The organism is Ruegeria sp. (assembly GCF_040830605.1).
GTDB lineage: Bacteria > Pseudomonadota > Alphaproteobacteria > Rhodobacterales > Rhodobacteraceae > Ruegeria.
The window spans coordinates 266,763-290,342 of record NZ_JBFOMD010000003.1 but is presented as its reverse complement, the minus strand read 5'-3'; the positions used below and the strand labels follow the sequence as shown (position 1 = coordinate 290,342).

Annotated in this window: 18 protein-coding genes; 13 read left to right on the top strand and 5 right to left on the bottom strand. The window is 60.1% G+C overall.

Features of this window, described 5'->3' with window-relative positions:
• Window positions 1–11 precede the first annotated feature (11 nt).
• The 4 genes from AB3N21_RS05380 to lpdA form a co-directional block, all read right to left on the bottom strand.
• Window positions 12–425 (bottom strand): universal stress protein, encoded by a 414-nt coding sequence (locus AB3N21_RS05380; protein ID WP_367934246.1) that lies wholly within the window; start codon window positions 423–425, stop codon window positions 12–14.
• A gap of 79 nt (window positions 426–504) precedes the next feature.
• Window positions 505–1,911 carry an alanine/glycine:cation symporter family protein gene (locus AB3N21_RS05375; RefSeq protein WP_367934245.1) on the bottom strand — a complete coding sequence of 469 codons (1,407 nt, stop codon included), beginning with the start codon at window positions 1,909–1,911 and terminating at the stop codon, window positions 505–507.
• A gap of 25 nt (window positions 1,912–1,936) precedes the next feature.
• Complete coding sequence (lipA, locus tag AB3N21_RS05370; RefSeq protein ID WP_367934244.1) at window positions 1,937–2,881, bottom strand: lipoyl synthase; 945 nt, start codon at window positions 2,879–2,881, stop codon at window positions 1,937–1,939.
• 15 nt (window positions 2,882–2,896) lie between these two features.
• The gene (gene lpdA, locus AB3N21_RS05365; RefSeq protein WP_367934243.1) at window positions 2,897–4,279 is read right to left on the bottom strand and encodes a dihydrolipoyl dehydrogenase; all 1,383 of its coding nucleotides are present in this window, start codon (window positions 4,277–4,279) and stop codon (window positions 2,897–2,899) included.
• A gap of 174 nt (window positions 4,280–4,453) precedes the next feature.
• On the opposite strand from lpdA, the gene AB3N21_RS05360 reads away from it, so the two are divergent.
• The 13 genes from AB3N21_RS05360 to AB3N21_RS05300 all read left to right on the top strand — a co-directional run bounded on the left by AB3N21_RS05360 (window position 4,454) and on the right by AB3N21_RS05300 (window position 21,814).
• A complete protein-coding gene (locus tag AB3N21_RS05360) occupies window positions 4,454–5,068 on the top strand; it encodes a helix-turn-helix domain-containing protein (RefSeq protein ID WP_367934242.1) in 615 nt (204 codons plus the stop codon).
• 717 nt (window positions 5,069–5,785) lie between these two features.
• Window positions 5,786–6,214, top strand: coding sequence for a hypothetical protein (locus AB3N21_RS05355; protein ID WP_367934241.1), 429 nt, complete (start codon window positions 5,786–5,788; stop codon window positions 6,212–6,214).
• A gap of 2 nt (window positions 6,215–6,216) precedes the next feature.
• A complete protein-coding gene (locus AB3N21_RS05350; RefSeq protein WP_367934240.1) occupies window positions 6,217–8,229 on the top strand; it encodes a dynamin family protein in 2,013 nt (670 codons plus the stop codon).
• A gap of 6 nt (window positions 8,230–8,235) precedes the next feature.
• Window positions 8,236–10,026 carry a dynamin family protein gene (locus AB3N21_RS05345; RefSeq protein ID WP_367934239.1) on the top strand — a complete coding sequence of 597 codons (1,791 nt, stop codon included), beginning with the start codon at window positions 8,236–8,238 and terminating at the stop codon, window positions 10,024–10,026.
• 128 nt (window positions 10,027–10,154) lie between these two features.
• Window positions 10,155–10,556 (top strand): hypothetical protein, encoded by a 402-nt coding sequence (locus AB3N21_RS05340; protein ID WP_367934238.1) that lies wholly within the window; start codon window positions 10,155–10,157, stop codon window positions 10,554–10,556.
• Between the two features lie 23 nt (window positions 10,557–10,579).
• Complete coding sequence (locus tag AB3N21_RS05335; protein WP_367934237.1) at window positions 10,580–11,473, top strand: hypothetical protein; 894 nt, start codon at window positions 10,580–10,582, stop codon at window positions 11,471–11,473.
• 129 nt (window positions 11,474–11,602) lie between these two features.
• Complete coding sequence (locus tag AB3N21_RS05330) at window positions 11,603–13,600, top strand: dynamin family protein (protein WP_367934236.1); 1,998 nt, start codon at window positions 11,603–11,605, stop codon at window positions 13,598–13,600.
• A complete protein-coding gene (locus AB3N21_RS05325; RefSeq protein ID WP_367934235.1) occupies window positions 13,597–14,895 on the top strand; it encodes a dynamin family protein in 1,299 nt (432 codons plus the stop codon). Before AB3N21_RS05330 ends, AB3N21_RS05325 begins: the two co-directional genes overlap by 4 nt.
• 341 nt (window positions 14,896–15,236) lie before the next feature.
• On the top strand, window positions 15,237–17,411 hold the full coding sequence (locus tag AB3N21_RS05320; protein WP_367934234.1) for a protein kinase: 2,175 nt from the start codon (window positions 15,237–15,239) through the stop codon (window positions 17,409–17,411).
• A 199-nt stretch (window positions 17,412–17,610) separates the two neighbouring features.
• Window positions 17,611–18,576: an FHA domain-containing protein gene (locus tag AB3N21_RS05315; protein WP_367934233.1), complete on the top strand. Its 966-nt coding sequence runs from the start codon at window positions 17,611–17,613 to the stop codon at window positions 18,574–18,576.
• 3 nt (window positions 18,577–18,579) lie between these two features.
• On the top strand, window positions 18,580–19,365 hold the full coding sequence (locus AB3N21_RS05310; RefSeq protein ID WP_367934232.1) for a PP2C family serine/threonine-protein phosphatase: 786 nt from the start codon (window positions 18,580–18,582) through the stop codon (window positions 19,363–19,365).
• Window positions 19,366–19,403: 38 nt separating this feature from the next.
• On the top strand, window positions 19,404–20,663 hold the full coding sequence (locus AB3N21_RS05305) for a transporter substrate-binding domain-containing protein (protein WP_367934231.1): 1,260 nt from the start codon (window positions 19,404–19,406) through the stop codon (window positions 20,661–20,663).
• A 44-nt stretch (window positions 20,664–20,707) separates the two neighbouring features.
• Entirely contained in the window at window positions 20,708–21,814 is a 1,107-nt protein-coding gene (locus AB3N21_RS05300) for a transporter substrate-binding domain-containing protein (RefSeq protein ID WP_367934230.1), read from the top strand.
• Window positions 21,815–22,107: 293 nt separating this feature from the next.
• Here AB3N21_RS05300 and AB3N21_RS05295 read toward each other — a convergent pair whose 3' ends face one another.
• A complete protein-coding gene (locus tag AB3N21_RS05295) occupies window positions 22,108–23,574 on the bottom strand; it encodes an aldehyde dehydrogenase (protein WP_367934229.1) in 1,467 nt (488 codons plus the stop codon).
• Window positions 23,575–23,580 lie beyond the last annotated feature (6 nt).

Below are 23,580 nucleotides of genomic sequence, written 5' to 3'. Positions count from 1 at the left end.
GTGCGTTCGGATCAGTCGCGGACAACCATGACCGTGCAATGCGCGTTGCGCACGACACGAGCGAGGTTAGGGCCAATCTCGTAATTGGGGAAGTCGCCTTTGGCGGATGCCATGACAATCAGGTCAAATCCGTCCTTATGGGCGAGTTTCAGGATTTCGCGGTAAACGCTGCCCTCTTCGATGTGCACCGGCACATCGGCGGCATTGCCATTGGCCAGAATCGCGGCCACAGCATTGCGCACATGGTCTTTGGCGCCGGCGCCATAGTTGGCCGGCAGGTTGGGCAGTTTGATGATCTCGGGAATGACCGAAACCGCATGCAACTCGGCACCGTATAATTTTGCCTGTTCCAGCGCGACCGGCAGGGCCTTTTTCCACGAGCGGTCATCCGTGTGATCAATCGGAAGCAGGATTTTCGTGGCCATCACTCGTCTCCTCGAGATATGGAATTCTGTTTAAAGGCGGGGGGCCGGGATGGCCCCCCGTTGAGTGTCAGGGCCGAGATTATTCGGCTGGTGTGCCACCGGATTCTTCGGACTTGCCGCCCGAGGCAAAGAACTCTTTCGTCAGTTTGAAGACGATCGGACTCAGCAGCAGCAGGGCGATCAGGTTGGGCAGAGCCATCATGGCGTTCAGCGTATCCGCCAGCAGCCAGATGAAGCCCAGATCCGCGGTCGCGCCGAAGTAGATCATGACGATCCACAGGACACGGTAAGGGATCAGAGATTTGACGCCCAGCAGGAACTCGACGCATTTCTCACCGTAGAACGACCAACCCAGGATGGTGGTGAAGGCAAAGATCGACAGCGCGATGGCGATCAGGTAGCCGCCAATGCCCGGCAGGGTGGTTTCAAAGGCCAGCGAGGTAAGAGCCGCGCCAGAAACACCCAGTTCTGGGTCCTGATTGAACAACTCTACCGATGCGTCCAGTGCACCCGACGAGATAATCGCCAGACCGGTGATCGAGCAAACGATGATGGTGTCGATGAAGGTACCCAGCATCGCGATCAGGCCCTGGTTGACCGGACCTTTGGTCTCAGCGGCAGCGTGGGCAATCGGAGCCGAACCCAGACCGGCTTCGTTCGAAAACACACCGCGCGCCACACCAAAGCGGATCGCCAACCAAACCGCCGCACCAGCAGCGCCGCCTTTTGCGGCCCAAGGAGTGAAGGCAAAGGCAAAGACGTCTGCAATTGCTGCGCCGACGGAACCGATGTTGAGCAACAGAACCAACAGACCTGCGAGAATGTAGGCAACCGCCATGAACGGAACCAACTTACCGGCAACCGCACCGATGCGGGTGATACCACCCAGAATAACAGCTGCGGTCAGGACCATAAGAACAACGCCGGTGACCGATGTGTTCAGGCCAAAGTTCGTTTCCAGAACCTGTGCCACACCGTTGGCCTGAACACCGTTGCCGATGCCAAAAGCAGCGATCCCACCGAACAGGGCAAACGCCCAGCCCAGCCAGTGCCAGTTCGACGACAGGCCGTTCTTGATGTAGTACATCGGTCCGCCGACAAAGTTGCCCAGCTCGTCCTGCTCGCGGTATTTCACGGCGCAGACAGCTTCGGCATATTTGGTGGCCATGCCCACCAGGGCGGTCATCCACATCCAGAACAAGGCGCCCGGACCGCCCAGGAAGACAGCAGTGGCCACACCGGCGATGTTACCGGTACCGATGGTCGCCGACAGCGAGGTCATCAGCGCGTTAAACGGGCTGATCTGCCCTTCGCCCTGACCTTCACGGCCTGCAAACAGTAGCTTGAAGCCAGTACCGACACGCAGGATCGGCATAAATTTCAGCCCGACCTGCAGGAAGAAGCCGGCGCCAAGGATGAGCACCAGCATCGGCACCCCCCATACGATGCCATTGATGGCCCCTACTAAGTTTGTTAACGCTTCCATGGTTTCCCTCCCAATAGCGTTAGGTTTATGCCCCGGTGGCGATAGCCCGTTGGCGGGCTTGCTTGAGGGCGGCAAAGTCTTCGTCCGCGTGGAACGAGGAACGGGTCAACGGAGTGGCTGACACGTGCAGAAAGCCCTTGGACCGGGCGATCTGTTCCAGCTGGGCAAACTCTTCCGGTGACCAGAACCGGTCGATGGGGTGATGTTTCGGAGTGGGCTGCAGATACTGTCCCACGGTCAGGAAATCGACGCCTGCCGCACGCAGATCGTCCATCACCTGGCGCACGTCGTTCAGGGTCTCGCCCAGACCGACCATCAGGCCTGACTTGGTGAAGATCTCCGGCTTGGCGCGCTTAGCATCATCCAACAGCCGCAGCGAGGCGTAATAGCGCGCGCCAGGGCGGACGGTAGGATAAAGGTGGGGAACGGTTTCCAGATTGTGATTGAACACATCCGGTGCGGCTTCGAACACCACATCAGCCGCGTCGCCCTTGCCCAGGAAATCCGGCGTCAGCACCTCGACCGTGGTGCCCGGGTTCTGATGGCGGACGGCGCGGATGGTCTGAGCCATATGCGCGGCCCCACCATCGGCCAGATCATCGCGATCCACCGACGTAATCACCACGTGGCGCAGACCCAGTTTCCTGACCGCCGCCGCGACCCGGCCTGGCTCGAACACATCCAGCGCATCGGGGCGACCGGTGGCCACATTGCAGAACGAACAACCACGGGTGCAGATCTCGCCCATGATCATCATGGTGGCGTGACGCTTGGACCAGCATTCGCCGATATTGGGGCACGCGGCCTCTTCGCACACGGTCGCCAGAGCATGATCCCGCATCAGGCGGCGGGTTTCATAATATTCGGCGCTCTCGACCTTCTTCTTGCGAATCCACTTCGGTTTGCGCGGGATCACGCTGTCGGCCATTTTGGCCTTCTCCGGGTGGCGGGGGCGGAGCTGGATGGTCATCTGGCTACCCTTTGGTTACGCGTGAATTGCACGGCCCATGGCGTCGAGACAGGCCTCCTTGACCGCCTCACCCATCGCCGGATGCGCGTGACAGGTCGCCGCCACTTCGGCCACCGTGGCGCCCTTGGTCATCGCCAGCACCAGCTCGGCAATCAGATCGCCTCCATGCGCGCCGCAGATATGGGCGCCCAGGATCGTACCATCGGGTCCGGCCAGCACCTTGACCGCGCCGTCGGTCTCCCCGGTCGAGCGCGCGCGCGAATTGGCCATGAACGCGAACTTGCCGACGGTGTAGTCTGCGCCCGCCTCCTTCAGCGCCTCTTCGGTCTGACCGACCGAGGCGACCTCGGGGTCGGTGTAGACGACGCCCGGCACGGTGTTGTAATCCACATGGCTACCCTGCCCGGCCAGCATCTCAACACAGGCCACGCCATCTTCTTCGGCCTTGTGCGCCAGCATCGGACCAGGAATGCAGTCGCCGATGGCATAGATGCCGGGAAGTGACGTCTGGAACGCGCCATCCACCTCAATGAACCCACGTGCGTTCACCGCCACGCCGAGTGCGTCCAGGCCCAGCCCGCGTGTTACCGGACGGCGGCCGACGGCAATCAGCACCTTGTCAGCCTCCATCACCTCTTCCTTGTTCTTGCCGACGCGATCGAGGGTCAGGGTGAGACCGTTTTCGCTCTTATCAACAGACTTAAGCGCGCGGCCCAACTGGAACTTGAGCCCCCGCTTGCTGAGCGCCCGCTGCGCCAGCTTGGCGATCTCGCCATCGATCCCGGGCAGAACGCGGTCGAGATATTCCACTACGGTCACTTTCGCACCAAGCCGTGCCCAGACCTGGCCTAGCTCCAGCCCGATCACACCCGCACCAACCACCACAAGATGTTCGGGCACCGTGTCCAGCACCAGAGCGCCGGTCGAGCTGAGCACGTTTACCTCGTCGATCTCGATCCCCGGTAGCGGGGTCGGCTCGGACCCGGTGGCGATCAGGATATGTTTTGCCTCGTGGACATCCTCACCCACCTTCACCTGACCGGCGGCGGGAATGCTGGCCCAACCTTCGATCATGTCGACGCCGTTCTTCTTGAACAGGAACGCGATGCCCTTGGTCAGATCGCCCACGATCTTGTCTTTGCGCCCCATCATGGCGCCCAGATCGATGCTGGCCCCCTCGACCGCAATGCCATGGGAGGAGAGATGGGAGAGTTCGGCATATTTGGCCGAGGAGGTCAGCAAGGCTTTGGAAGGGATGCAGCCCACATTCAGACATGTGCCGCCCAGAGCGCCGCGGCCTTCGACGCAGGCCGCCTTCAGGCCCAGCTGCGCCGCACGGATGGCAGCCACATAGCCGCCCGGGCCACCACCGATCACGATCAGATCGTATGCGCTCATCGGTTTCCCTCCCCAAAAAACGTGTTCCAAAACAGGAATGTATGCCGTTATACGCGACGTTGCGCCCCCTATAGGAAACTTTTTCCCTATAATCAACAAAAGATATTGTTGGGAAATTTTGACTAAGTAACACACCATAGCTAAGCTGAACGAGAAACAGGAGAAAATGCGCGGATGGAGCCGGTTCAGACAGAGGAAACAGGGATCGCCAGCGAGGCGATGGAGGCCCCGGACGGGGAAATCCTAGGGCGCATGATTCGTGATGCACGCAAGGAAAAGGGGCTGACACTGGAAGAGGCCGCCAAGGCCGCAGCCATCGGCCGGTCGACTCTTTCAAAGATCGAGAACAACCAGACCAAGCCCAGCTTCGACATCATCCGGCGGTTGATGCAGACGCTGGAACTGGAAACCCCGCAACTCTTTGTTCAATCGGCCAAAAGTGACATCTCGGGACGGCGGGACTACACCCGCGCCGGTGAGGGCGAGCACCAGGAAACCCGCACTTACGACCACGAGCTGCTGTGCACCGAGCTGGTGAGCAAGCGGATGCTGCCCTACATCAGCACGATCAAGGCCCGTGACGTGACCGAGTTCGACAATTGGGTACGCCATCGCGGCGAGGAGTTCATGTATGTGATCAGCGGCGAGGTCACGCTCTACACCGAACACTACCGCCCCCTGAAGATGAAGGCAGGCGACTCGGTCTACTATGACAGCGGCATGGGGCACGGCTGCGTTTCCACCGGCAAGGAAGATGCGCGCGTGCTGTGGGTGTCGCTGGCGGACTGACCATCCTCTGAAGATCTGCTCCAACTGCTCCGGTCGCGCGGATACGGCCCAGATGCACCACCTTGAGTTGAGGCGCTGGCATGTGGCGAGTCGCCAGTGGACCAGTCGCAGATATCCATTTTGAAGAGTTTTGTCCGATGCTATGGGCCCTGTCGCACCCCGGAATCATGCGTGCCACAAATGAATTCGAATTTTTGAAGGCGCAATTCTTACAGAAATGTCAAAGTTGAGTAACGTGACCCAAGTCCCGGCAGCTGCGCACCTCAGACATCAAAAACTCAGTGCGCGCTGATGCGAACGAGATGCCGTGACGGCCTAGCGATCAACTAACTTTGTTCACCTTGCCTCAAGCTATGTGCCTGCGAATGAGAGGCAGCGTAATTCCAATATATATCAATACGATAGATCGCGGCTCGTGATAGAAAGCTCAGACATCCTAAAGCCGTCTTCCAAGCGCCTTCTAAAACCACATACGAGACTGCACAAACCTCTCCCCACACCATCTTAGAACAAGTAAGAAATCTCCTCATGGTTGAGCAAAAGATTCACCCGGCAGACACATTTCAGCCTTAATTCGAACGCCAAAATAACTCATTCAGGTCAAATAAACACCGCCTTCCGGGCAATGCTGACTCGGGTAGGAGTTAATGAGTCTTTTCCGTCCGAGAGGGCGGTGTTGCCAGTTTCAACTCAACTCCTAGTTCAAAGGTTTCTAACGTGAGCACCACTCTGCAAAATGCTACGCCGGAGCATGCACATGTCTTTCTCGCAAGGGAGAGCTTTATCGGCGAACTGAAATCACTCGACAGACACTACCCAAAAACGGGCTTTGGCGTCTCGCTGCACACTCACTCGGGCGAGCACTATCTTCTGGCCAACGCAAAGATGCCGCTGCCCGGGAAAAAGTCCGACGGCTTCCCCACCGGGCGCCGGGTTGCCTGTCTTGAAAACGGCAAACGCTTTCGATCCATCGAAGTTCTAGCAGACACACACGAGGACGAAGCATTCAACCCGCGGACGGAGGCCGAAATGCTGAGCGATGTACTGGAACTCATCGCCCAGATCGAAGGCCCCTCGGGCCTGCCCGCGGGACGTCGGAGCACCCAGCACCACGTCGCCAGCGTCGCGACAGGAACCGGAGGCTGAATATGGCGCGCAACGACCATCTGCTGTCGGTCGGGAACGAGGCGCTTGCGCCGATGACCTCGGCCATGACTGCGCTAACCACGCAGATCGACCAGTTGACCGCAGTGGCCGATGCGCGCTCTTCCGCGCGCCTTGCCACGCTCAAGACGCGCATGGAGAACTTTACCGCCAGCGTCACGCTGGTCGGTCAGGTGAAGGCCGGGAAGTCCTCGGTGGTGAACATTCTGGCCGGTCGCCCCGGCCTACTTCCCTCGGATGTGAACCCCTGGACCTCGGTCGTCACCACCCTCAACATCAACACCCGCCCCCCCGGCGATACCAAATCGCGCTTTACCTTCTTCGATCAGGAGGAATGGGACAATCTCATGGTCGGCGGCGGTCGTCTGGGAGAGCTTGCCAATCGTGCGGGTGCCGACGACGAGATGGAGGATATCCGCCGTCAGATCGGGGAGATGAAGGCGAAGTCCGAGGATCGTCTGGGCAAGCATTTCGACCTGCTCCTCGGTCAGAACCATCAGTACGACTATTTTGATGAGGAGCTGGTTCAGCGCTATGTGTGCCTGGGCGACGAGGACGATCCCGACATCGACCCCAAGACAGGACGTTTTGCGGATGTGACCAAATCCGCTGAACTGTTTCTGGACATTCCGCAATACCCGGTGGCGCTGAAACTCTGCGACACGCCGGGCGTGAACGACACCTTCATGGTGCGCGAACAGATCACCCTGCGCAGCCTGCGTGGGTCCGAGGTCTGTGTTGTGGTTCTGGCCGCGAGCCAGGCGCTGACCACGATGGACATGGCGCTGATGCGGATCATCTCGCAGTTCGAGAACCGCCAGATCATCCTGTTCGTAAACCGCATCGACGAGCTTGCGGACCCGCTTAAGCAAGTGCCCGAGATCCGCGACCGGATCACCGAAACGCTGAAGCAGAACAATATCGGCAGCGACACGACCGTCGTGTTCGGCAGCGCCATCTGGGCCGAGGCCGCCCTGACCGGCAATCCCGACATCATGACCGAGGAATCGCGGAAAACGCTCAACACGCTTTACGTCGCAGCCGGCTTTGATCCCGGTGGTGCGTCGTTGGACAAGATCTGGGCGCTCTCCGGCATGCCGGACCTGCTTCTGGCTGTGAATCAGCGGATCTCCGAAGGACCCGGCGCACGGCTCGTTGAGCGTGTCCGTCATCGCGCGCGTAACGTAGCAAGCCAAATCCGTGCGACGTCGGTCGCAAAATCCCTGTCCGGGTCTGAAGAGGTTGTCCGGGATCTGGGGGGCCAGTCGCCGGAAGAGGCAATCTCAACCATCATCTCGGAATACGAAAACAAGGCCAGCGAACTGACCACTTCGCTTCGCAACAAGGTCATGCAGCGCCTTGCGGGTGCCGAAGAGAACTTTGTCAAACGCGCAACGGACTCGCTGATTGCGCATCTTGAACAATATGGCGAGCAAGGCACCTGGCAATACGATCCGGCAGGCCTGCGGACGCTTCAGAGGGCGGCCTATTTCAGCTTTGCCCGGACCATGCGCAAAGAGGCCGGTGCGCTCTACAAGGCCGCCGCTGCCGATGTCGAATCCGTCTATCACAAGCTTCTGGGCAACCATCTGGGCGAATTCACCATCGAAGCCCCGATTGTACCCCGGGTGCCGCCACCGCTTGCCATCGGGCGCACCATCGCGCTTGACCTGCAAAGCACCTGGTGGCGGCGCTGGTGGCAGCGGCGCAAGGGATTCGAGGCATATGCGGCGGACTACACCCGTCTGATTTCGTCCGAGGCGAACTCGATCACCAAGGATATCGAAGAAAACCAGATCGCCGCGGTGCTTGAGAATGTGCGCGCCGGGCTGGCCGATTTCATGCGTGAACAGAAAGAGACACTTCTGAGCATATCGCACTCAACCGAGCAGGACCCGGAACGGCGGGCCGAACTCATGGCCGGATTGCAGCCGGAAAAATCACGCGAAGAAATTCTTGGCGACATCCTCAAAGATCTGAGCACCGAAGCAGCGTAAGAGAACATGACTACAAACAATAACACCCGCTTCGTCACCCCCAGGCAATGGACCCGGATTGAGCAGTGGTCCCGCCGCAAGCCCGTCTTTGCCCTGATGGGCGAGTTCAGCGCTGGGAAATCGACGCTGATGAACTTTCTGCTGCGGCAAAATACGTTGCCGACGCAGGTCACGGCGACACAGTTGCCGCCGGTCTGGTTCAGCTGGGGTAAACGCCCGGCATACGTGCTGCGGCCCGATGGCACGCGAAAGACGATCGGTTTGGATGAGTTGAATCAGATCGGGGTGCAGGACGCGCAGTTCATCCGCATCTATCTTGAGGCTGACATCCTCGAAGCGGTCGATTTGATCGACACGCCCGGGATTTCCGATCCCAAGATCTCGTCCGATGTCTGGCAGCGCGCTGTTGGACAGGCCAACGGGGTTCTGTGGTGCACGCATGCGACCCAGGCCTGGCGTGAGACCGAGCGCGCAACATGGGCAGCACTGCCTGAGCGGCTGCATCAGAACTCTCTGCTGCTGATCACCCGAGCCGATACTTTGGGGCCAAAAGACCGGCAGAAAGTGCTGCGACGGGTGAACCGCGAGACCGGCCAACTGTTCAACCGCTCGATACTGTTCTCGGCCCGCGACGCGATCACTGCCCGCGACAAGACCGGCGACGCCGAACTGTGGACACGCAGCGGCGGCGGCAAGATGGTCGACAGCTTCCTCGAGATCACCGAAAGCATCATGAATGCCCGCGCTGATCTTCTGACCCGCTACCAGATCGACAAAGGTCTGCCTTCGTCACCTGCGCGCACGGTGGAGCTGGCATCCGAGGCATCGGCAAATGTAACACCGCTAAAGCTGATGAACCCGGTGATGGACGAGGAGGCTCGCGAGACCAGCGATGCACCTTCGACCGCTCTTCCCATCCGCCCATCACGGGTTGCAAGGCGCGCGGATGATGAAAGCATGATTGCAGACCGCACCCGGATTGATGCCGGAGAGGCCGAGAAGCTGCGTGCGCAGGTTGTTCAGGATCAGTCAGACGGCGCCGACATTGCGGGTGGGGTGTCGGACGATGAACTGCGCGCGTTCTTCCGCACGCCCGCCGCCACACCCCTGAGCATCGAGGATCTGGCCGGTGGATATGACGTCGAGCCGCAGGACGCTCTGGTAGACGATGACTTCGACGATGAGGAAGACCTCGAAACGGAGGACCTGCTGGCAGAGGACGAGGTCGTGTCGGAAGAGAACGACGGTGTTCTGGATTCTCTGGCCATTCGCCTCGCCGACGAGGACAGCACTACGTCCGAGACCACTGAGCAAGTTGCAGAGGATGACAGAGAGGAAAATGACAAAGCCGTCTCTTCGGTAACCGCCCTGCTCGCTACCGAGACGTCAGCCGAGGCATCCGAAACAGCAACGGAGCCGGAGGCGGAGCGTGAGGCTGACGAGGAAAGCGAAGCTGAACCTCAAAGCGAGAGCGCCGAGATCCTGCCGATGCCGGATCTGAAAGCTGAGGACGACGAGCCTTCGGAAACCGATGACGTCGCTGATGAAGAAAGCGAGCCTGACCACAGCCTTGAAGCTGCAGCGGGCGCCCCGCTCAGCGCTGCATCCATGTGGCAGCAAATCATCGCCAGCGAGACTGTTCCGACAAACCCGGACGAACTGCTCGGGGTATTCCAGGCGTTCCTGGAGGAGTTCGACCAGATCGCGATCGAACATCATGCCAATCCGTTGCAGGACGGCTTGCAGGCAATCCCGAACGCCAACGCCCAACCCGGTGCCGATTGGCATGTTCTGTAACCACACTAGAGGCCAGGCGCGGAGGGGTAAATTGCCGTTCCGCCCCTGTGCCAGTCATGCTAACCACTTGAGGCAGCGGGGATTCGATCCTCGCTGCCCGAGCTTTTACGGATGGTCAGGTTCACCCAATGTCCCTTGATTCAGCTCTGAAGACCGCGATGGAAACGATCCCCGATTGCTTTGCAGCGGGTTATATCGACATGGAGACCGGAATGCTCTTGGGGCTTCAGGGCGAGGATCCGGAATGCGAGACGGCGCTGGAAACCCTGGCAGTCGCTGTTGCGAGCCTGTTTCAGGGTCAGGGAATACGTGCCTTCGAGGATATGCTCCGCAAAGCCGGGACCGTTTCGGACGATGCGCCCGGGTTTGGCGAGATCGCCATTTTTGCAGCTGATCGACTGCACGTGTTTTTGCGAACACAAGCTTATCCCGACCATGTGGTCTGCTACATCTGCCGCGACAGTGCAAATGCGGGTTTGGCCCTGACCAAGTCGCATATGAGCCTTCGAACGGTTGCGGCGGCAGTGTAGACAAGCGCGAGAGGGCATGAGCAGTGATTGACACCAACATACTCGATATGCTGGGCGACATCAGTCGCAGGGCAACCGCGCGGTTGTCTCCGGCCAACACCTTGTCCGGCACCACGGCCAGCGAGCGCCGGGTGGAAATCCTGCGCACCATCCGGGGTACCATCCTGCCCCGCAGGCTGGAATTCTCGTCAGAGAACGAAGACCGGCTCGTCCTCGAGGTCAGCAGCTCTCGCGTCACTGACGTGCTTGAGGCCACCCAAGGCGATGCTCCGGGTTTCGACGCGGACGACCGCGAGCAAGTCACCATGCGTCTGGCGCAACTGATCTCGAAATTCAGCGAAACAATCGGTCCGCTTGAGGTTTTGTCACTGCATCCCGACAAGTCGCCCGATGCAGATGACGTCGGCATCACGATGAGTGAGATCGAGACTGCCTGCGCCGAGATCGCCGTATCCGACACACCCCTTATCGAAGACACACCGACCACTGCGCAGTCCGAGGACGAGGCACCGACAGTAATCCTAGAGCCCCAGAACCTGACGACGCCTCCCACGTCGACCAAATCGGTGGCACATCTGTTTCATAAAGGGGCCGCCGCATTTGCATCAGGCAGGGTGCTGGTTCGCAAATGGAACGACACTCCGGTTGATATGGCAGGCGATTGCGCCCCAGACGGACCGCTCTACCCTGACGCGGACGTGCTGGCACAGTTCGCAAGCGATCTTGCGGCGTGGGATACCGACAGCGCCGACGCCATCTCGCACCCCCAGCTCATCGTCCTGCGACCCTCTGGTGGAAAGGCGCCGGGCATCGCGCTCTGCCGGGACGGCGAAGCCACGGCCGCGGCCATACACGAAACCCGCAAGCTGGGCGCTGTTGTCAGCTTGTGGAAGTCACTGACGCGGAAGGGTGGCTGAGCCGGACTTCTGACGTGTACAAGAGTTTAGTTTTTCAATTCATCACTGAAGGCAAGAAAACCCAGTTCATAAGGTAACAATATGAGTGAGACCAGTCGCCGGGAGTTAATCCGGCTTGCAGAAGAAATGATGAGCACGGCGAATGATGAAACCCGCCTGTTCATCTCGCGCATCCTGCGCGACCTCACCGCGCTGAAGCCCGGTATTGCCTTTGTCGGTCAGATCAAGGCCGGTAAATCGCGCCTTATCAATGGGTTCACCGGTCAGGCGGAATTTCTACCGTCGGATGTGAACCCTTGGACCACCGTCATCACGGACATGCATTTTGGCCATCCCTCCGAACGCGTCAAGGGAGCCGAGTTTCACTTCTTCGACAACCAGCAATGGCAGGCGCTGATCGCCGAGGGCGAAGAACTGCGCAACATGTTCCCCGATGACGAGGACAGCTACAAGCGCGAGATGATCGAGGAGCAGGTCGATGCGATGAAGACCCGCGCCCAGTTACGTCTGGGCCGCAGCTACTCGGAACTGCTGGGGCAAAGCCACGATCTCGATGTGCTCACCGAGGGCGATCTGGAACGCTATGTCTGCGCCGGCGACGACCCTGCCGATCTGGCCGAGGGCGAGACGCCCACGGATCGGGGCCTCTACAGCGATATCACGCGCAAGGCTGAGGTTTACTTTGAACTCGGCCACTTCCCGTTTCCGCTGACCGTCACTGACACGCCCGGCGTCAATGACCCGTTGCTGATCCGCGAGGAAATCTCGCGCCAGTATCTGAAAGAGGCGGATTTCTTTGTCGTCGTTCTGTCGGCTCATCAGGCGTTGTCACGCGCGGATCTAAAGCTTTTCCGCCTGATGCAAGCGCTGGAGCTTGGTCAGATCGTGGTGTTCATCAATCGCGTCGATGAACTGGGCCAGGGTGCTGAAGATGCTGACAAAGTGCGCGCGGATGTGCAGGACGGGCTGACCAAAGCGCTCGGCGACGCGAGTGTGGATGTCCTGATGGGCAGCGCGCAATGGGCTCATTATGCGCTTACCGGCGATGAATCCGGCGTCGATCACAATCGGGTTTTGGCCTGGTTGCGCGCACATCCCCCGCTGTTGAAACAATATCTCGAAGGCGTTGAAGAGATGAAGAAGGGCCCGGGCCCGGTCAGTCGCGAGGGTGCGCTGCGCCTGGCTGCGATGATCGCCTCGGGTCTGCCGGAACTGCGCGGCCATGTCACCCGATCGCTCGCCGACGGACCCCGCCGGGAACATCTGCAGATCGCCTGGCAGCACCTCAACGGGTTCGCACAGGGCGAGGTTGAACGCAGCGAGGCGCGCCTGAGGGTGCTCAAGGACGAAACACCGGATCAGGCGGAACCTGATGAGCGAAACGAAACCCTTGCGTCACTACGATCCATGATCGCCGAGAAATCGGCGGAAATAACCCAAGAACTGGACGATCAGTTTGCCATGCTGCGCGGTGTGCTGGATGACACCGTGGCCGAGATGGTAACCGCAGGGGTCCGCAATCCGGACGGCACTTCACCCCTGCTTGCACGTGGCAACGCGACCGAACTGGACTTCACCGCCCTGCGCGAGCAGATGCGTAAGCTTATTCTGGATGCCACCCAGATCGCGCGTCAGCGGGTTCTGAACGGTCTCTATGCCATCGACATGCAAAGCAACGCCGCCCTGCAGACCCTGCCCGGCTGGAACGAAAGCGCCGACAGCCGCATGAACACAAGTGCGATCCGGTGGTTCCGCCCCGATACCACGGCACTGACTCGCGGTATCACAGTTGAGCTGCGAATCTCCTGGCTGTCACGACTGTTTTCCCGGTCCAGCGTCGTCACCCGGGCAGAAACACTGATCACGCAGGAATTCGAGATGATCGGGGACGATCTGGTCGATACCGCCCGCACCGATCTGCAGGATCGGATAGATACCGTTCTGGAACATCACCTTGCGTTGCTGGCCGGGCACCTGGAACATGTCGACGCCGAGGGTGACGAAACGACCTGCGCCCGGTCCGAGGCGCAAAGAGCGTTTGACCGGGCCCGCAAAATCGCCGATGAACTCGACGCGGTGTTCCGCCCGGATCGGGCCATTGACATACAACCGGAGGCGGCAGAGTGATCGAATTCCCCGGAACCGAACAAGACGTACAACAATATGAACGCTTTCTCGCCGTGGCGCAGAAAGCGGGTGCATCCGCTGAGCTGGACGCGCTGCGCGACCGCGCCAAAGCGCATGTCGAGCGCCTGTCCAGCGCCGTTGCGATCGGTTTTGCAGGAGAATTCGGGGCGGGAAAGTCGAGCCTTGCAAACATGCTGGCCGGGGCAGACATCCTGCCAACGGGTCCGCAGCACCTGCAACTTCCGCTTGTGACCGTCAATTACTCGGATGAACCGCAAACGACGGTCGGATGGTGGAAAAAACCGAAAAAGATCTATGCGGGCGTCGCGCTGGAAAAGGCTGCGGCCGACGAGCCTGACTTTATCTCGGTCGGGCTCCCCTCCCCGGCGCTGCGCGAAATATCTCTGTTCGACCTTCCGGGCGCTGGCGCTTTGGATGACACCTATAAACAGACGCTTGAACTGCTGAACCTTGTCGATTGCGCAATCTGGTGCACCAACGGCACCAATGCGTGGCGCGAAACAGAAAGGCACCTGTGGTCGCAAGTCCCGGCTGAGCTGCGCGAAAACAGCCTGCTGGCCGTGACCCATTCCGACCTGCCGCCCGTGCGGGACGCGATTGACCGGGTTCTGGCGCGGCTGGAAAAAGAAAATAAAGGCATGTTCGACGCGATTGTCCCGATCGGCACGCCCATTGCCGTTCAGGCCGTGTCGCAGGAACCCGAGCCCGATTTCGACCTGTGGGAATCCTGTGGTGGCCAGGCTCTGGCCGAAGAAGTTCTGCGCGTCGCCTCGGTTCGGAGGCAGCGGGATATCGATGTCGCCCGCAAAGACTGGCAAACGCTGTTCCTGCCTGCGCTGGAACAGATCGAAGCGGCTGCAATGCCAGCCGAATCTGAGGCGCCTGACATCACCGGGGACGCACTGCAGGACAGCATTGCGGCGACACTTCCCCCGCTGTCCAACCCGATACTGGAGGAATGGCTGACCGGCGTTGCCCGAATCTACGACGATCTGCGCGAAACCTCGGATATCGATCCGGCAACCTTCCTGCAAAGCTGTCAGGAGATCGTCGAGGAGTTCGCCGAAAGATTGGAGAACGGAAGCGAAATCGATCCGGCGGCGGATTGGATTCCGGCCGAGTTCGAAAAGGCCACGGACCTGCTGCTGCTGCTGCAATTCGAGACCGGAAATACACCGCTCAGAGATGCCGTCAGCATCCTTGCGCAGCTTAGCGACAACCTCGCCTGGGCCGGCAGTTCCGTCGTCGAATCACAACCTCAAACAGGTACCTGATCGAATCCCGTTCAGATTGAGTAAACCCTTTGCGATTCGAATGCGCGGGAACCGGCCCACCGCAGCCCTGTTAGCGCGCACGAAGCCCTGATTCTCTTGCTTTTCGACACTTAGAATTTTCAAAGACAACCCCTCATCTACCGTCTTTCTGCGCCGCACACACAAGAGCTGGTTTTTTTGTGACGTACAACCATAGCGAAGTCATGAGTTGGTCCCAATTTAGTCGCAATTAATAAGTCTAAACGTCACTCAAGTATCCTGCGGTTGTTTTGTTTGGTGTGAGTGTGCGGGCCCCGGGCCTGGTTTCCATCCGCAGAAACAGGAATCACAGGCAGGACGAAATGGGCCAGAATCAGGCTGTCGGACACACTCACGACGACACACAGATCGAAGCGTTGCAACCGGGGGCCAAGCTCCTGCGTGGACAGTATGAGATTCTACGTTTCCTGAACAATGGCGGCTTTGGCATCACGTATCTTGCACGTGACAGTCTGAACCGTGACGTGGTCATCAAGGAATGTTTCCCCGCCGCGCTTTGCCGCCGGGTCGGCGACGCGGTCGAAGCGGCCGATCCCGCCTATCGCGATGACCTGCGTTCGATCATCGACATGTTCATTCAGGAAGCCCGCAATCACGCGCGCCTGGTCCACCCCAATATCGTCGACGTGCATCAGGTATTCGAAGACAACCAGACAGCCTATATCGCGATGGATTTCATCCGCGGATGCGATCTGCTGGATTTCGTGCAGGACCCGGATCAGGAGCCTTCGCCCGATTTCGTGGTCCAGGTCACCGAAAAGATGCTGTCAGCGGTCGCGTTCATCCACGAAAGCGGCATGCTGCATCGTGACATCTCGCCTGACAACATCCTGATCGATGAAAACCAGGAACCCGTCCTGATCGACTTTGGCGCCGCACGGGAACAAGCAGCCAACCGCACGGCGGCGCTGCTGACCCTGCGGGTGGTCAAAGACGGCTACTCGCCGCATGAATTCTATGTACGCGGTGCCGAGCAGGGCCCCAGCAGTGATCTCTATGTGCTGGCAGCAACGCTCTATCATGCAATCAGCGGCGAGCGTCCGATTGACGGTCAGACCCGCCTCAACGCGTTCAACAACAGCCAGCCCGATCCTTACACGCCGCTATCCGGCCGGCTCGACGGCTATCCCGACGGCTTTCTGGAGGCCATCGACAAGGCGATGGAAATCCACGCGACCGACCGTCAGCAATCGGCACTGGAATGGCTCCGGATGTTCCGTGGTCCGCGTGTTGTCTTTGACAACTTCGGTTATCGCCCCGTCTCGGTGATCGTTGCCGTTGACCGCGAAGAAGAGGAGGAGCTGAGCGAGGCGGAAAAGGAACGTATCAAGGCCGAGACCGAGAATGCCGAGGCGGTTGTCACTGCGCTATTGGCCGGAAATTCGGACCTAGCTATTGGCCCCGAAAATCACGACGTACAGCCCGCCGTTCAAGACGAACCGGTTGCCGTCGACAAGGTCATCCGCCGCTCGGACTCTGGCGGCGGCGGAAAGCTGATCACTGTTGCCGCGGTTGCCGTCATCGCTGCCGTCGCAGGTGGATATTTTGTGCTGTCCGGTAACGAAGACGCACCCACCGAAGTTGCTCCGGTTGCCGAGGCGCCAACAGCGATCACCGAAAATAGAAACCCCATCGTCGCTGCAACTGAGAATACCGACGAAGTTGCCGTAGCAACTGAACCCGAGACTGTACCGCAAGAAGCAGTCGAGCAGCCCGCGCCGCAAAGAAGCGCGGAACCCGAGGCCGTCACCGCAGCACAAAAGCCGGCAACCGAAGAACCGGTTGCTGCGGAGGACGCGCTGGCAAAGCCCGTGGCAGCGGCACAAGCAGACGCCCTCCAAGCCGCGGCAGTCCCGGCAAAGCCGGTCAAACTTCTTGAACAGCAAGTCTCGTTTGCGCACTGGGACGTTGAGATTCCCTTTGGCACCAGCCAGCGCCGCCAGTCCACGGCACATGTGATCGCGGTAACCAGCGTCGATCCCGCCGAGGACATGTCGGTGATTGGCGACTGGGTACAGCGCGGGGACCTGATCTATACCCTCAACGGCGAACCGATCCGCGGTGGAATGTCCTTTGCCGCGCAGATTCTCGACAATTTCGAAGTTGACCCCGACGGCTATATCCGTGTCGTCGCCCGCTATCGTCCCCTAGGTAAAACGCGCGTGTCCAATGGTCTCCTGGCTCTGCCTGCAGTGCGGATTTTCGGGCTGGAGAATGGCCTTGCACTTTCGGCGCGCAATCAGGGCGACGATCGCTGGGAAACGGCGGTGACCGGGGTCGGAGCCAACGCCACCGGTACCCTGCGCCAGGGCGACGTGCTGCTGCGCGAAGAAATCACGGGTCAGGCCATCAGCAGCCCGGAAAGCCTGGACAAGGTGCTTGAGGCACTGGTGGCGGACAATCAACCCGAAGCCCGTCTGACCGTGCTGCGCAACGACGCAGAAAACAGCGCGGTGATGCGGCTCGCCGAGGAGTGAACAAACAGTCTGCCAAAGCGTGTTTGTCTGCGGGCAAGGCTAACAAGTCGCCCGGGCGGGGAGCGGCCCCGCCGCAGAAAGTCAAAGGTTCTATTGGTTTCCAGATACATGTGCCCCGCCCGGTCTCCGGGCTGGCCGGGGAAGTTTTAACCCGACGGAACGCAGGTTTCGTCCTCACAGATACGGAAGGTGTCGCGCCATGTTCAAATACAAAAGCCCACTCAGCCGGCTTCTCGAAGGTGCTGGCAAGTCCAAGGAAACCACCGAGGAAGAGGCCGCAGCGCCTGAGGCTGAATCCATTGAGCCCATCGCGGATCTGAATGCGCTGCGACTGGCGCTGTCTGGCGATAACACGGCACCCGAGTCCTACGACGACGCCGAAGAACTGATGCCCGAGGCGAAAATGCCGGAATTCGATAGCGATGAGGTTATCGAAGCGCTCACCGAGGAAACGGCTGCCGCACCGGTGGAAGATGCGTCTGCGGCTGAGCCGGTGCGGAACGAAGCACCAGATCATGTCGTGACCCTGCGGCTCACCCCCGCACTGAGCGTCTCGGAAACGTCGGAACCTTTGGCCGAAGCGGCTGCGGCGCCGATTGAAGAGCTGGTCGAGCCGGAAACTGCTCCCGAAGAGCCGGTTGAGGTTGAGCAAACAACCGAGGCTCCGACCGAACCAGTAGCGGAAGCGCCAGTGGCGGCTCCGGCGTCGAACCGTCGCGACCGCGTCAAGACCACGTTCCTGGGTTTCGAGCGTCCGGATACGCACGTTCAGGACCTGATGGAAACCGCTCCGGCGGCCAAGCCCGCCGCGGCACAAGCGAGCTTCCCGGTTGGCTGGCTGGTGATCACCACTGGCCCCGGCCGCGGGACCGCCATCACTCTGACCGCTGGCCTGATGCAGATCGGCCGTAACGACGATCAGGCCATTCAGCTGGATTTCGGAGACCACGGCATCTCGCGCAGCAACCACGCAGTGATCGCATACGACCATGAAGACCGGAAGTGTTATCTGGGTCATGGCGGCAAGGCCAACCTTGTCCGCCTGAACGGTGGCCCGGTGCTGAGCACCGTAGCGCTTTCTAGCGGAGACAGCATCCGGATCAGCGAAACCACGATGCGGTTTGTCGCGTTCTGCGACGACGGCTTTGACTGGCAGGACGGCTAACGGATGTTGGCCTCACCAGCATATGACATCGCCCTTTTGGCAGAGTTGGGGCAGCGCGACGCGCAGGAGGATTCCATAGCCGCGCGCTTCTTTGACGCAGCCAATGCGGGCTACGTGGTGGTCGCCGACGGTATGGGCGGGCACGACGCGGGTGATGTGGCGGCAGAGTTCGTCACATCGTCCTGGCGATCGATGCTTGACGAATTGCTTGAGCGCGATGCTCCCGCTGATATCGACCTGATCGATGCCCTTCCCATGGCGGCCATGCAGGCAAATGCAGCAATCGCAAATTATGTCGAAGATCGTGGCAACGCTGTCCTTATGGGCGCGACGCTGTTGGGTACGCTGATGCTGGGCGATCGCCTGTTCTGGATCTCGATCGGTGACTCGCCGCTTTACCTGTTCCGCGATGAGAAGCTGGTTCAGATCAACGAAGACCACTCGATGGCCCCCCTCATCGACGCGCAAGCCGCCAACGGCCAGATCAGCGCGGATGAGGCAAAAACCCACCCGGACCGGAACCAGTTGACCTCGGTCATCATGGGGGCGCCCATCCCCAAGGTGGACTGTCCGGAAACACCGCTGAAACTGGCCCGCGGCGATGTGCTGCTGATTGCAAGCGACGGGTTGCAGTACTTGGACGATGAAAGAATTCAGGCACTTCTTCAGGATCATTGCGACGCGGCGGCACAGGATATCGCCGACGGTCTGCAACAAGCGCTGAGCGCAATAAATCACCCCGATCAAGACAACATCTCGGTCGCCGTGGTGAGACCGGTCAACATTTAAGTCCCAGGGAATGAGCACCAAAAATGAAAACAGGAACCATGAGGAAATATCTGATCGCCTCCAGCCTTGCGCTGGCTGCCGCAGCCGGATCCGCCGCCGCACAAGAGGCCTGCGCGCCATATGTCATTCAGCGTGGCGACAGCCTGCGCGAACTGGCCACCAAGGTTTATGGCACCTCCGACTATCGCCTGATCTATGACGCCAACCGCGACGTGATCGGGAAGAACCCGAACATCATTCACGTGGGCGCAACGCTGCAACTGCCCTGCGCCCCCGGTGCCGAGGTCACGACCCCCCCTGCCACCGAAGCCGAGGCGATGGCCGCCGAGATGGCCAAAGAGTTGATCAAAGCCGCAGAGGAGCGTGCCGAAAAGGCGATCGCCGACGCCGAAGCCCGTGTTGCAGCAGCGAAAGCCGAAGCGGTGAAGGCAAGCGATGCAGCCGTGCTGGCGGCAAAAGCCGAAGCAAAAAAGGAAATCGAGGCGGCCCGCGCCGAGGGTGCCGCACTGATCCGCGAAGCGGCCGTCAAAGAGCGTCCGGAAGTCCGCGACCGGCAAATATTGCTCATCACCGGCGGGGACTATGCGCCTTTCACTGACGAAGACCTGCCCAACCGGGGGCTCTACACCAAGCTGGTCGAAACCGCCTTTTTGCGTGCGGCACCCGAGCAGGCCTACAAGATCCAATTCGTCAACGACTGGAGCTCGCATCTGGACCTGCTGATGCCGACCCTTGCCTTTGACGGCACCTTCCCATGGTCACGCCCGAATTGCGAAGAAGCAGAGGCCCTGTCGCCGAGTGATCGCAGCCGGTGCGAAACCTACAATTTCTCAAACCCGTTCTACGAAGTTGTGGACACATTCTTTGCCAAGGACGGCTCCGGCTATGAGACAACCCTGACCTACGCGGACTTCGCCAGCGCCACAATCTGTCGCCCCGAAGGATGGTCACTGTCTCACATGGATGCGGTCGGGCTTTATGAGCCCGCGATCAAGCTCTACCGCCCGGTCTCGCCGGATGACTGCTTTACCGCGGTTATGGACGGCACTGCCGACATCGTCGCCATCGAAGCGCACCTGGCCGTCGAAGCCGTCGGGCGGCTGGGCTACGAACACCAAATCATCGAAAACCCCAATCTTGCGGCGATCAAGTCGCTCAATGTCATGACACATGTCGACAACCCCGATGGCAAGGCGATCCTCGAGACGCTGAACGAAGGGCTGGCGATCATGCAGCAATCGGGGGAGTGGCGCGACATCGTCTCCACCGCCCTGCGTCATCAAATGGAAAATGGCTGAGGCCGGCAAAGGCCTGAAACTCAAAGAATCTGGAGGAAACGGAAATGTTTGAACTCAACATCAAGAAAGTCGCAATGTCGGCCGTTGCCGTCACCGCGCTCACCGCCGGGACCGCTGCGGCTCAGGAGGCTTGTACCAACTACACGGTTTCGGATGGTGACACTCTGGCCACCATCGCAATCGCGGCCTACGGCACCTCGAACTACCAGCCGATCTTCAACGCGAACCGCAATACCATCACCAACCCGAACGCGCTGGAAGAGGGTCTGGTGCTGGCCCTGCCCTGTGAGGATGGCAGCCTGCCGAACGGCCAGACCGCCCAGGAAATCATCGCCGCCGAAGAAGCGCGCGCCGCCAGCGTCAAGCGGTCGAGCGTTTATGAACCGCCGATCAAGCTGGTTACCGGCAACGGCTGGGCACCTTTCGCCGACGAAACGCTGAATGGCGGTGGCTTCATTACCCGTCTCGGCACCACCGCGTTGCAGCGGGGCGGCAACGCTCGAGACTATTCGGTCAGCTTCGTGGACGACTGGAACTCACACTTGGAAACCCTGTTGCCGCTGGGTGCGTTCGACGTGTCGATGGCCTGGAACATGCCAGACTGCACCAACCGCAGCTACGAATGGTCGTGGGAAACCGAGGTGCGCTGCACCCAGTTCGACTCGTCGGTTCCGGTCTATGACGTTGTGATCGGCTTCTACAGCCTGCCTGAAAGTGACTATGCCGGTGCGACGACATTGGGCGATCTGAAAGGCTCGACCATCTGCCGGATGGACGGCTGGTTCATCCATGACCTCGAGGCCGCTGGCCTGCGGGCGCCTGATGCAACTCTGATGCAACCGATCACCGCACGCGAGTGTCTTGATGCGGTTCTGACCGGTGTCGCAGATGTCGCCACATTCGAAGTCCAGCTTTTTGCCGATACCAAAAGCGAAATGGGCCTGACCGAAAAGGACATCGTCGAGAACCCGTTCGTCACCACCCTGTCCTCGCTGCGCTTCATCAGCCACCGCAGCAACCCCTTCGGCAAGCAGTACCTTGCGATGCTGAACCGCGGAATGAACGAGATGCGTGAATCCGGCGAATGGTACGCCATCGTTTCGGACACTCTGCGGGAGCACAACGAAAAGCTGATGGCTGCATCCAACTGATCGCCTGAGAGCAAATCCGCTCCTACGCATGAAGGGCCGGTCAATTGACCGGCCCTTTACGCTTTTCGGCAATTTGGTACAGGCTTAACCCCCGATTTATCCAGAAAAAATCAAAATAATCTCAAAACTACGGGAATCCCCTAATTTCCATGATCGCCACAGATGGTAAGTTCAAATCAAGAATTCTCCCGGTCCGGCGTAGCCGAACCACTCACTCAGAAAGGGACTGGCATTGGGGTGTCAGTCCCTTTTGCTTTCAGCCATCAGATTTGCCTGTTAGGAGCGCGTTTCGGTCAGCGCATGACGAACGGATCGGGGATAGGATCATCGCTGGTGCGCAGCCACACCGCCTTGACCTTGGTATAGTCCAGCGCCGCCTGCAGCCCGCCCTCGCGCCCATGGCCAGACAAGCCGTGGCCGCCGAAGGGCACAATGGGGCTGACGGCGCGATAGGTGTTGACCCAGACGATGCCCGAACGGATACCCCGGATCATGCGATGCGCGCGGGTCAGGTCGCGGGTGAAGAGGCCCGAGGCCAGGCCGAATTCAGTATTGTTGGCGATCTCGAGCGCCTCAGCCTCGGTGTCGAAGCCGAGCACTGACAGGACGGGACCGAAGAACTCATTGGTAACGCAAGGCGCGTCCGCCGCGCCGGAGCAGTCGATGATGGTTGGCGGAAAATAGAACCCGTCGCGGTCCAATGCCGTGCCGCCGGTGATGAGGCGGGCGCCCTGTGCGATCGAAGCGTCGATCAGGCTCAGCGCATTCTCGCGCTGGCGTCGGGTGCAGAGCGGGCCTACCTCGGTGGCCATATCCTGCGGCGCGCCGATCACCACGTTCTCGGCCTTGACCTTTAGGCGGGATAGAAATTCCTCCTTGATCGTATTCTGCACCACCAGCCGCGACCCGGCCACGCAGCTTTGCCCGGTGGCCGCGAAAATGCCTGAGACCTGCGCGTTTACCGCGCTGTCCAGATCGGCATCCTCAAACACGATGAAGGGAGACTTGCCGCCCAGTTCCAACGAGGTCGAGGCCAGGTTCTCGGCCGAGTTCCGTACGATATGCCGCGCGGTCGCAGGGCCACCGGTAAAGGCCACATGCGCCACCTTGGGATGGCTGGTCAGGACCGAACCGCATTCGGGTCCGAACCCGGTGATGACGTTGAGCACCCCCGGCGGGAATCCGACCTGATCGAAGATGCGGGCAAATTCCAGCATCGGCGCAGGCCCGTCCTCGCTGGCCTTCAGCACCACCGTGCACCCCGCCGCCAGTGCCGGACCAATCTTGACCGCCGACAGGAACAGCTGCGAGTTCCATGGCACGACAGCGGCCACGACCCCGATGGGCTCACGCCGCAACCAGACCTCCATATCGGGCTTGTCGATGGGCAGATGCGCGCCCTCGATCTTGTCGGCCAGCCCTGCGTAGTAACGGTAATACTCGGCCACATAGGCGATCTGAGCGCTGGTCTCGCGGATAATCTTTCCGGTGTCGCGGGTTTCCAACTCGGCCAGACGAGAGGCGTTCTCAGCGACTAGATCGGCCAAGCGCAACAGCAGCTTGCCGCGCTGCGATGCAGTCATACCCGCCCATTCGGGCGCGTGGAACGCACGCTCTGCCGCCTCAACCGCCCGGCTCACATCCCCGGCCCGCGCCTCGGGCATCAGCGCCCAGGGCTTGCCGGTGGCCGGATCGAGGCTTTCGAACTGTGCCGCCCCATCCGAAAACGCGCCGTCGATATATTGCTGGAACTGTTGCATCGTCTG

What these genes read in the sequence shown, in the direction of transcription:
- AB3N21_RS05380 (WP_367934246.1), bottom strand. Translation starts at nt 425, where the DNA reads ATGGCCACGAAAATCCTGCTTCCGATTGATCACACGGATGACCGCTCG.
- AB3N21_RS05375 (WP_367934245.1), bottom strand. Translation starts at nt 1,911, where the DNA reads ATGGAAGCGTTAACAAACTTAGTAGGGGCCATCAATGGCATCGTATGG.
- lipA (WP_367934244.1), bottom strand. Translation starts at nt 2,881, where the DNA reads ATGACCATCCAGCTCCGCCCCCGCCACCCGGAGAAGGCCAAAATGGCC.
- lpdA (WP_367934243.1), bottom strand. Translation starts at nt 4,279, where the DNA reads ATGAGCGCATACGATCTGATCGTGATCGGTGGTGGCCCGGGCGGCTAT.
- AB3N21_RS05360 (WP_367934242.1), top strand. Translation starts at nt 4,454, where the DNA reads ATGGAGCCGGTTCAGACAGAGGAAACAGGGATCGCCAGCGAGGCGATG.
- AB3N21_RS05350 (WP_367934240.1), top strand. Translation starts at nt 6,217, where the DNA reads ATGGCGCGCAACGACCATCTGCTGTCGGTCGGGAACGAGGCGCTTGCG.
- AB3N21_RS05345 (WP_367934239.1), top strand. Translation starts at nt 8,236, where the DNA reads ATGACTACAAACAATAACACCCGCTTCGTCACCCCCAGGCAATGGACC.
- AB3N21_RS05340 (WP_367934238.1), top strand. Translation starts at nt 10,155, where the DNA reads ATGTCCCTTGATTCAGCTCTGAAGACCGCGATGGAAACGATCCCCGAT.
- AB3N21_RS05330 (WP_367934236.1), top strand. Translation starts at nt 11,603, where the DNA reads ATGAGCACGGCGAATGATGAAACCCGCCTGTTCATCTCGCGCATCCTG.
- AB3N21_RS05320 (WP_367934234.1), top strand. Translation starts at nt 15,237, where the DNA reads ATGGGCCAGAATCAGGCTGTCGGACACACTCACGACGACACACAGATC.
- AB3N21_RS05315 (WP_367934233.1), top strand. Translation starts at nt 17,611, where the DNA reads ATGTTCAAATACAAAAGCCCACTCAGCCGGCTTCTCGAAGGTGCTGGC.
- AB3N21_RS05310 (WP_367934232.1), top strand. Translation starts at nt 18,580, where the DNA reads ATGTTGGCCTCACCAGCATATGACATCGCCCTTTTGGCAGAGTTGGGG.
- AB3N21_RS05305 (WP_367934231.1), top strand. Translation starts at nt 19,404, where the DNA reads ATGAGGAAATATCTGATCGCCTCCAGCCTTGCGCTGGCTGCCGCAGCC.
- AB3N21_RS05300 (WP_367934230.1), top strand. Translation starts at nt 20,708, where the DNA reads ATGTTTGAACTCAACATCAAGAAAGTCGCAATGTCGGCCGTTGCCGTC.
- AB3N21_RS05295 (WP_367934229.1), bottom strand. Translation starts at nt 23,574, where the DNA reads ATGCAACAGTTCCAGCAATATATCGACGGCGCGTTTTCGGATGGGGCG.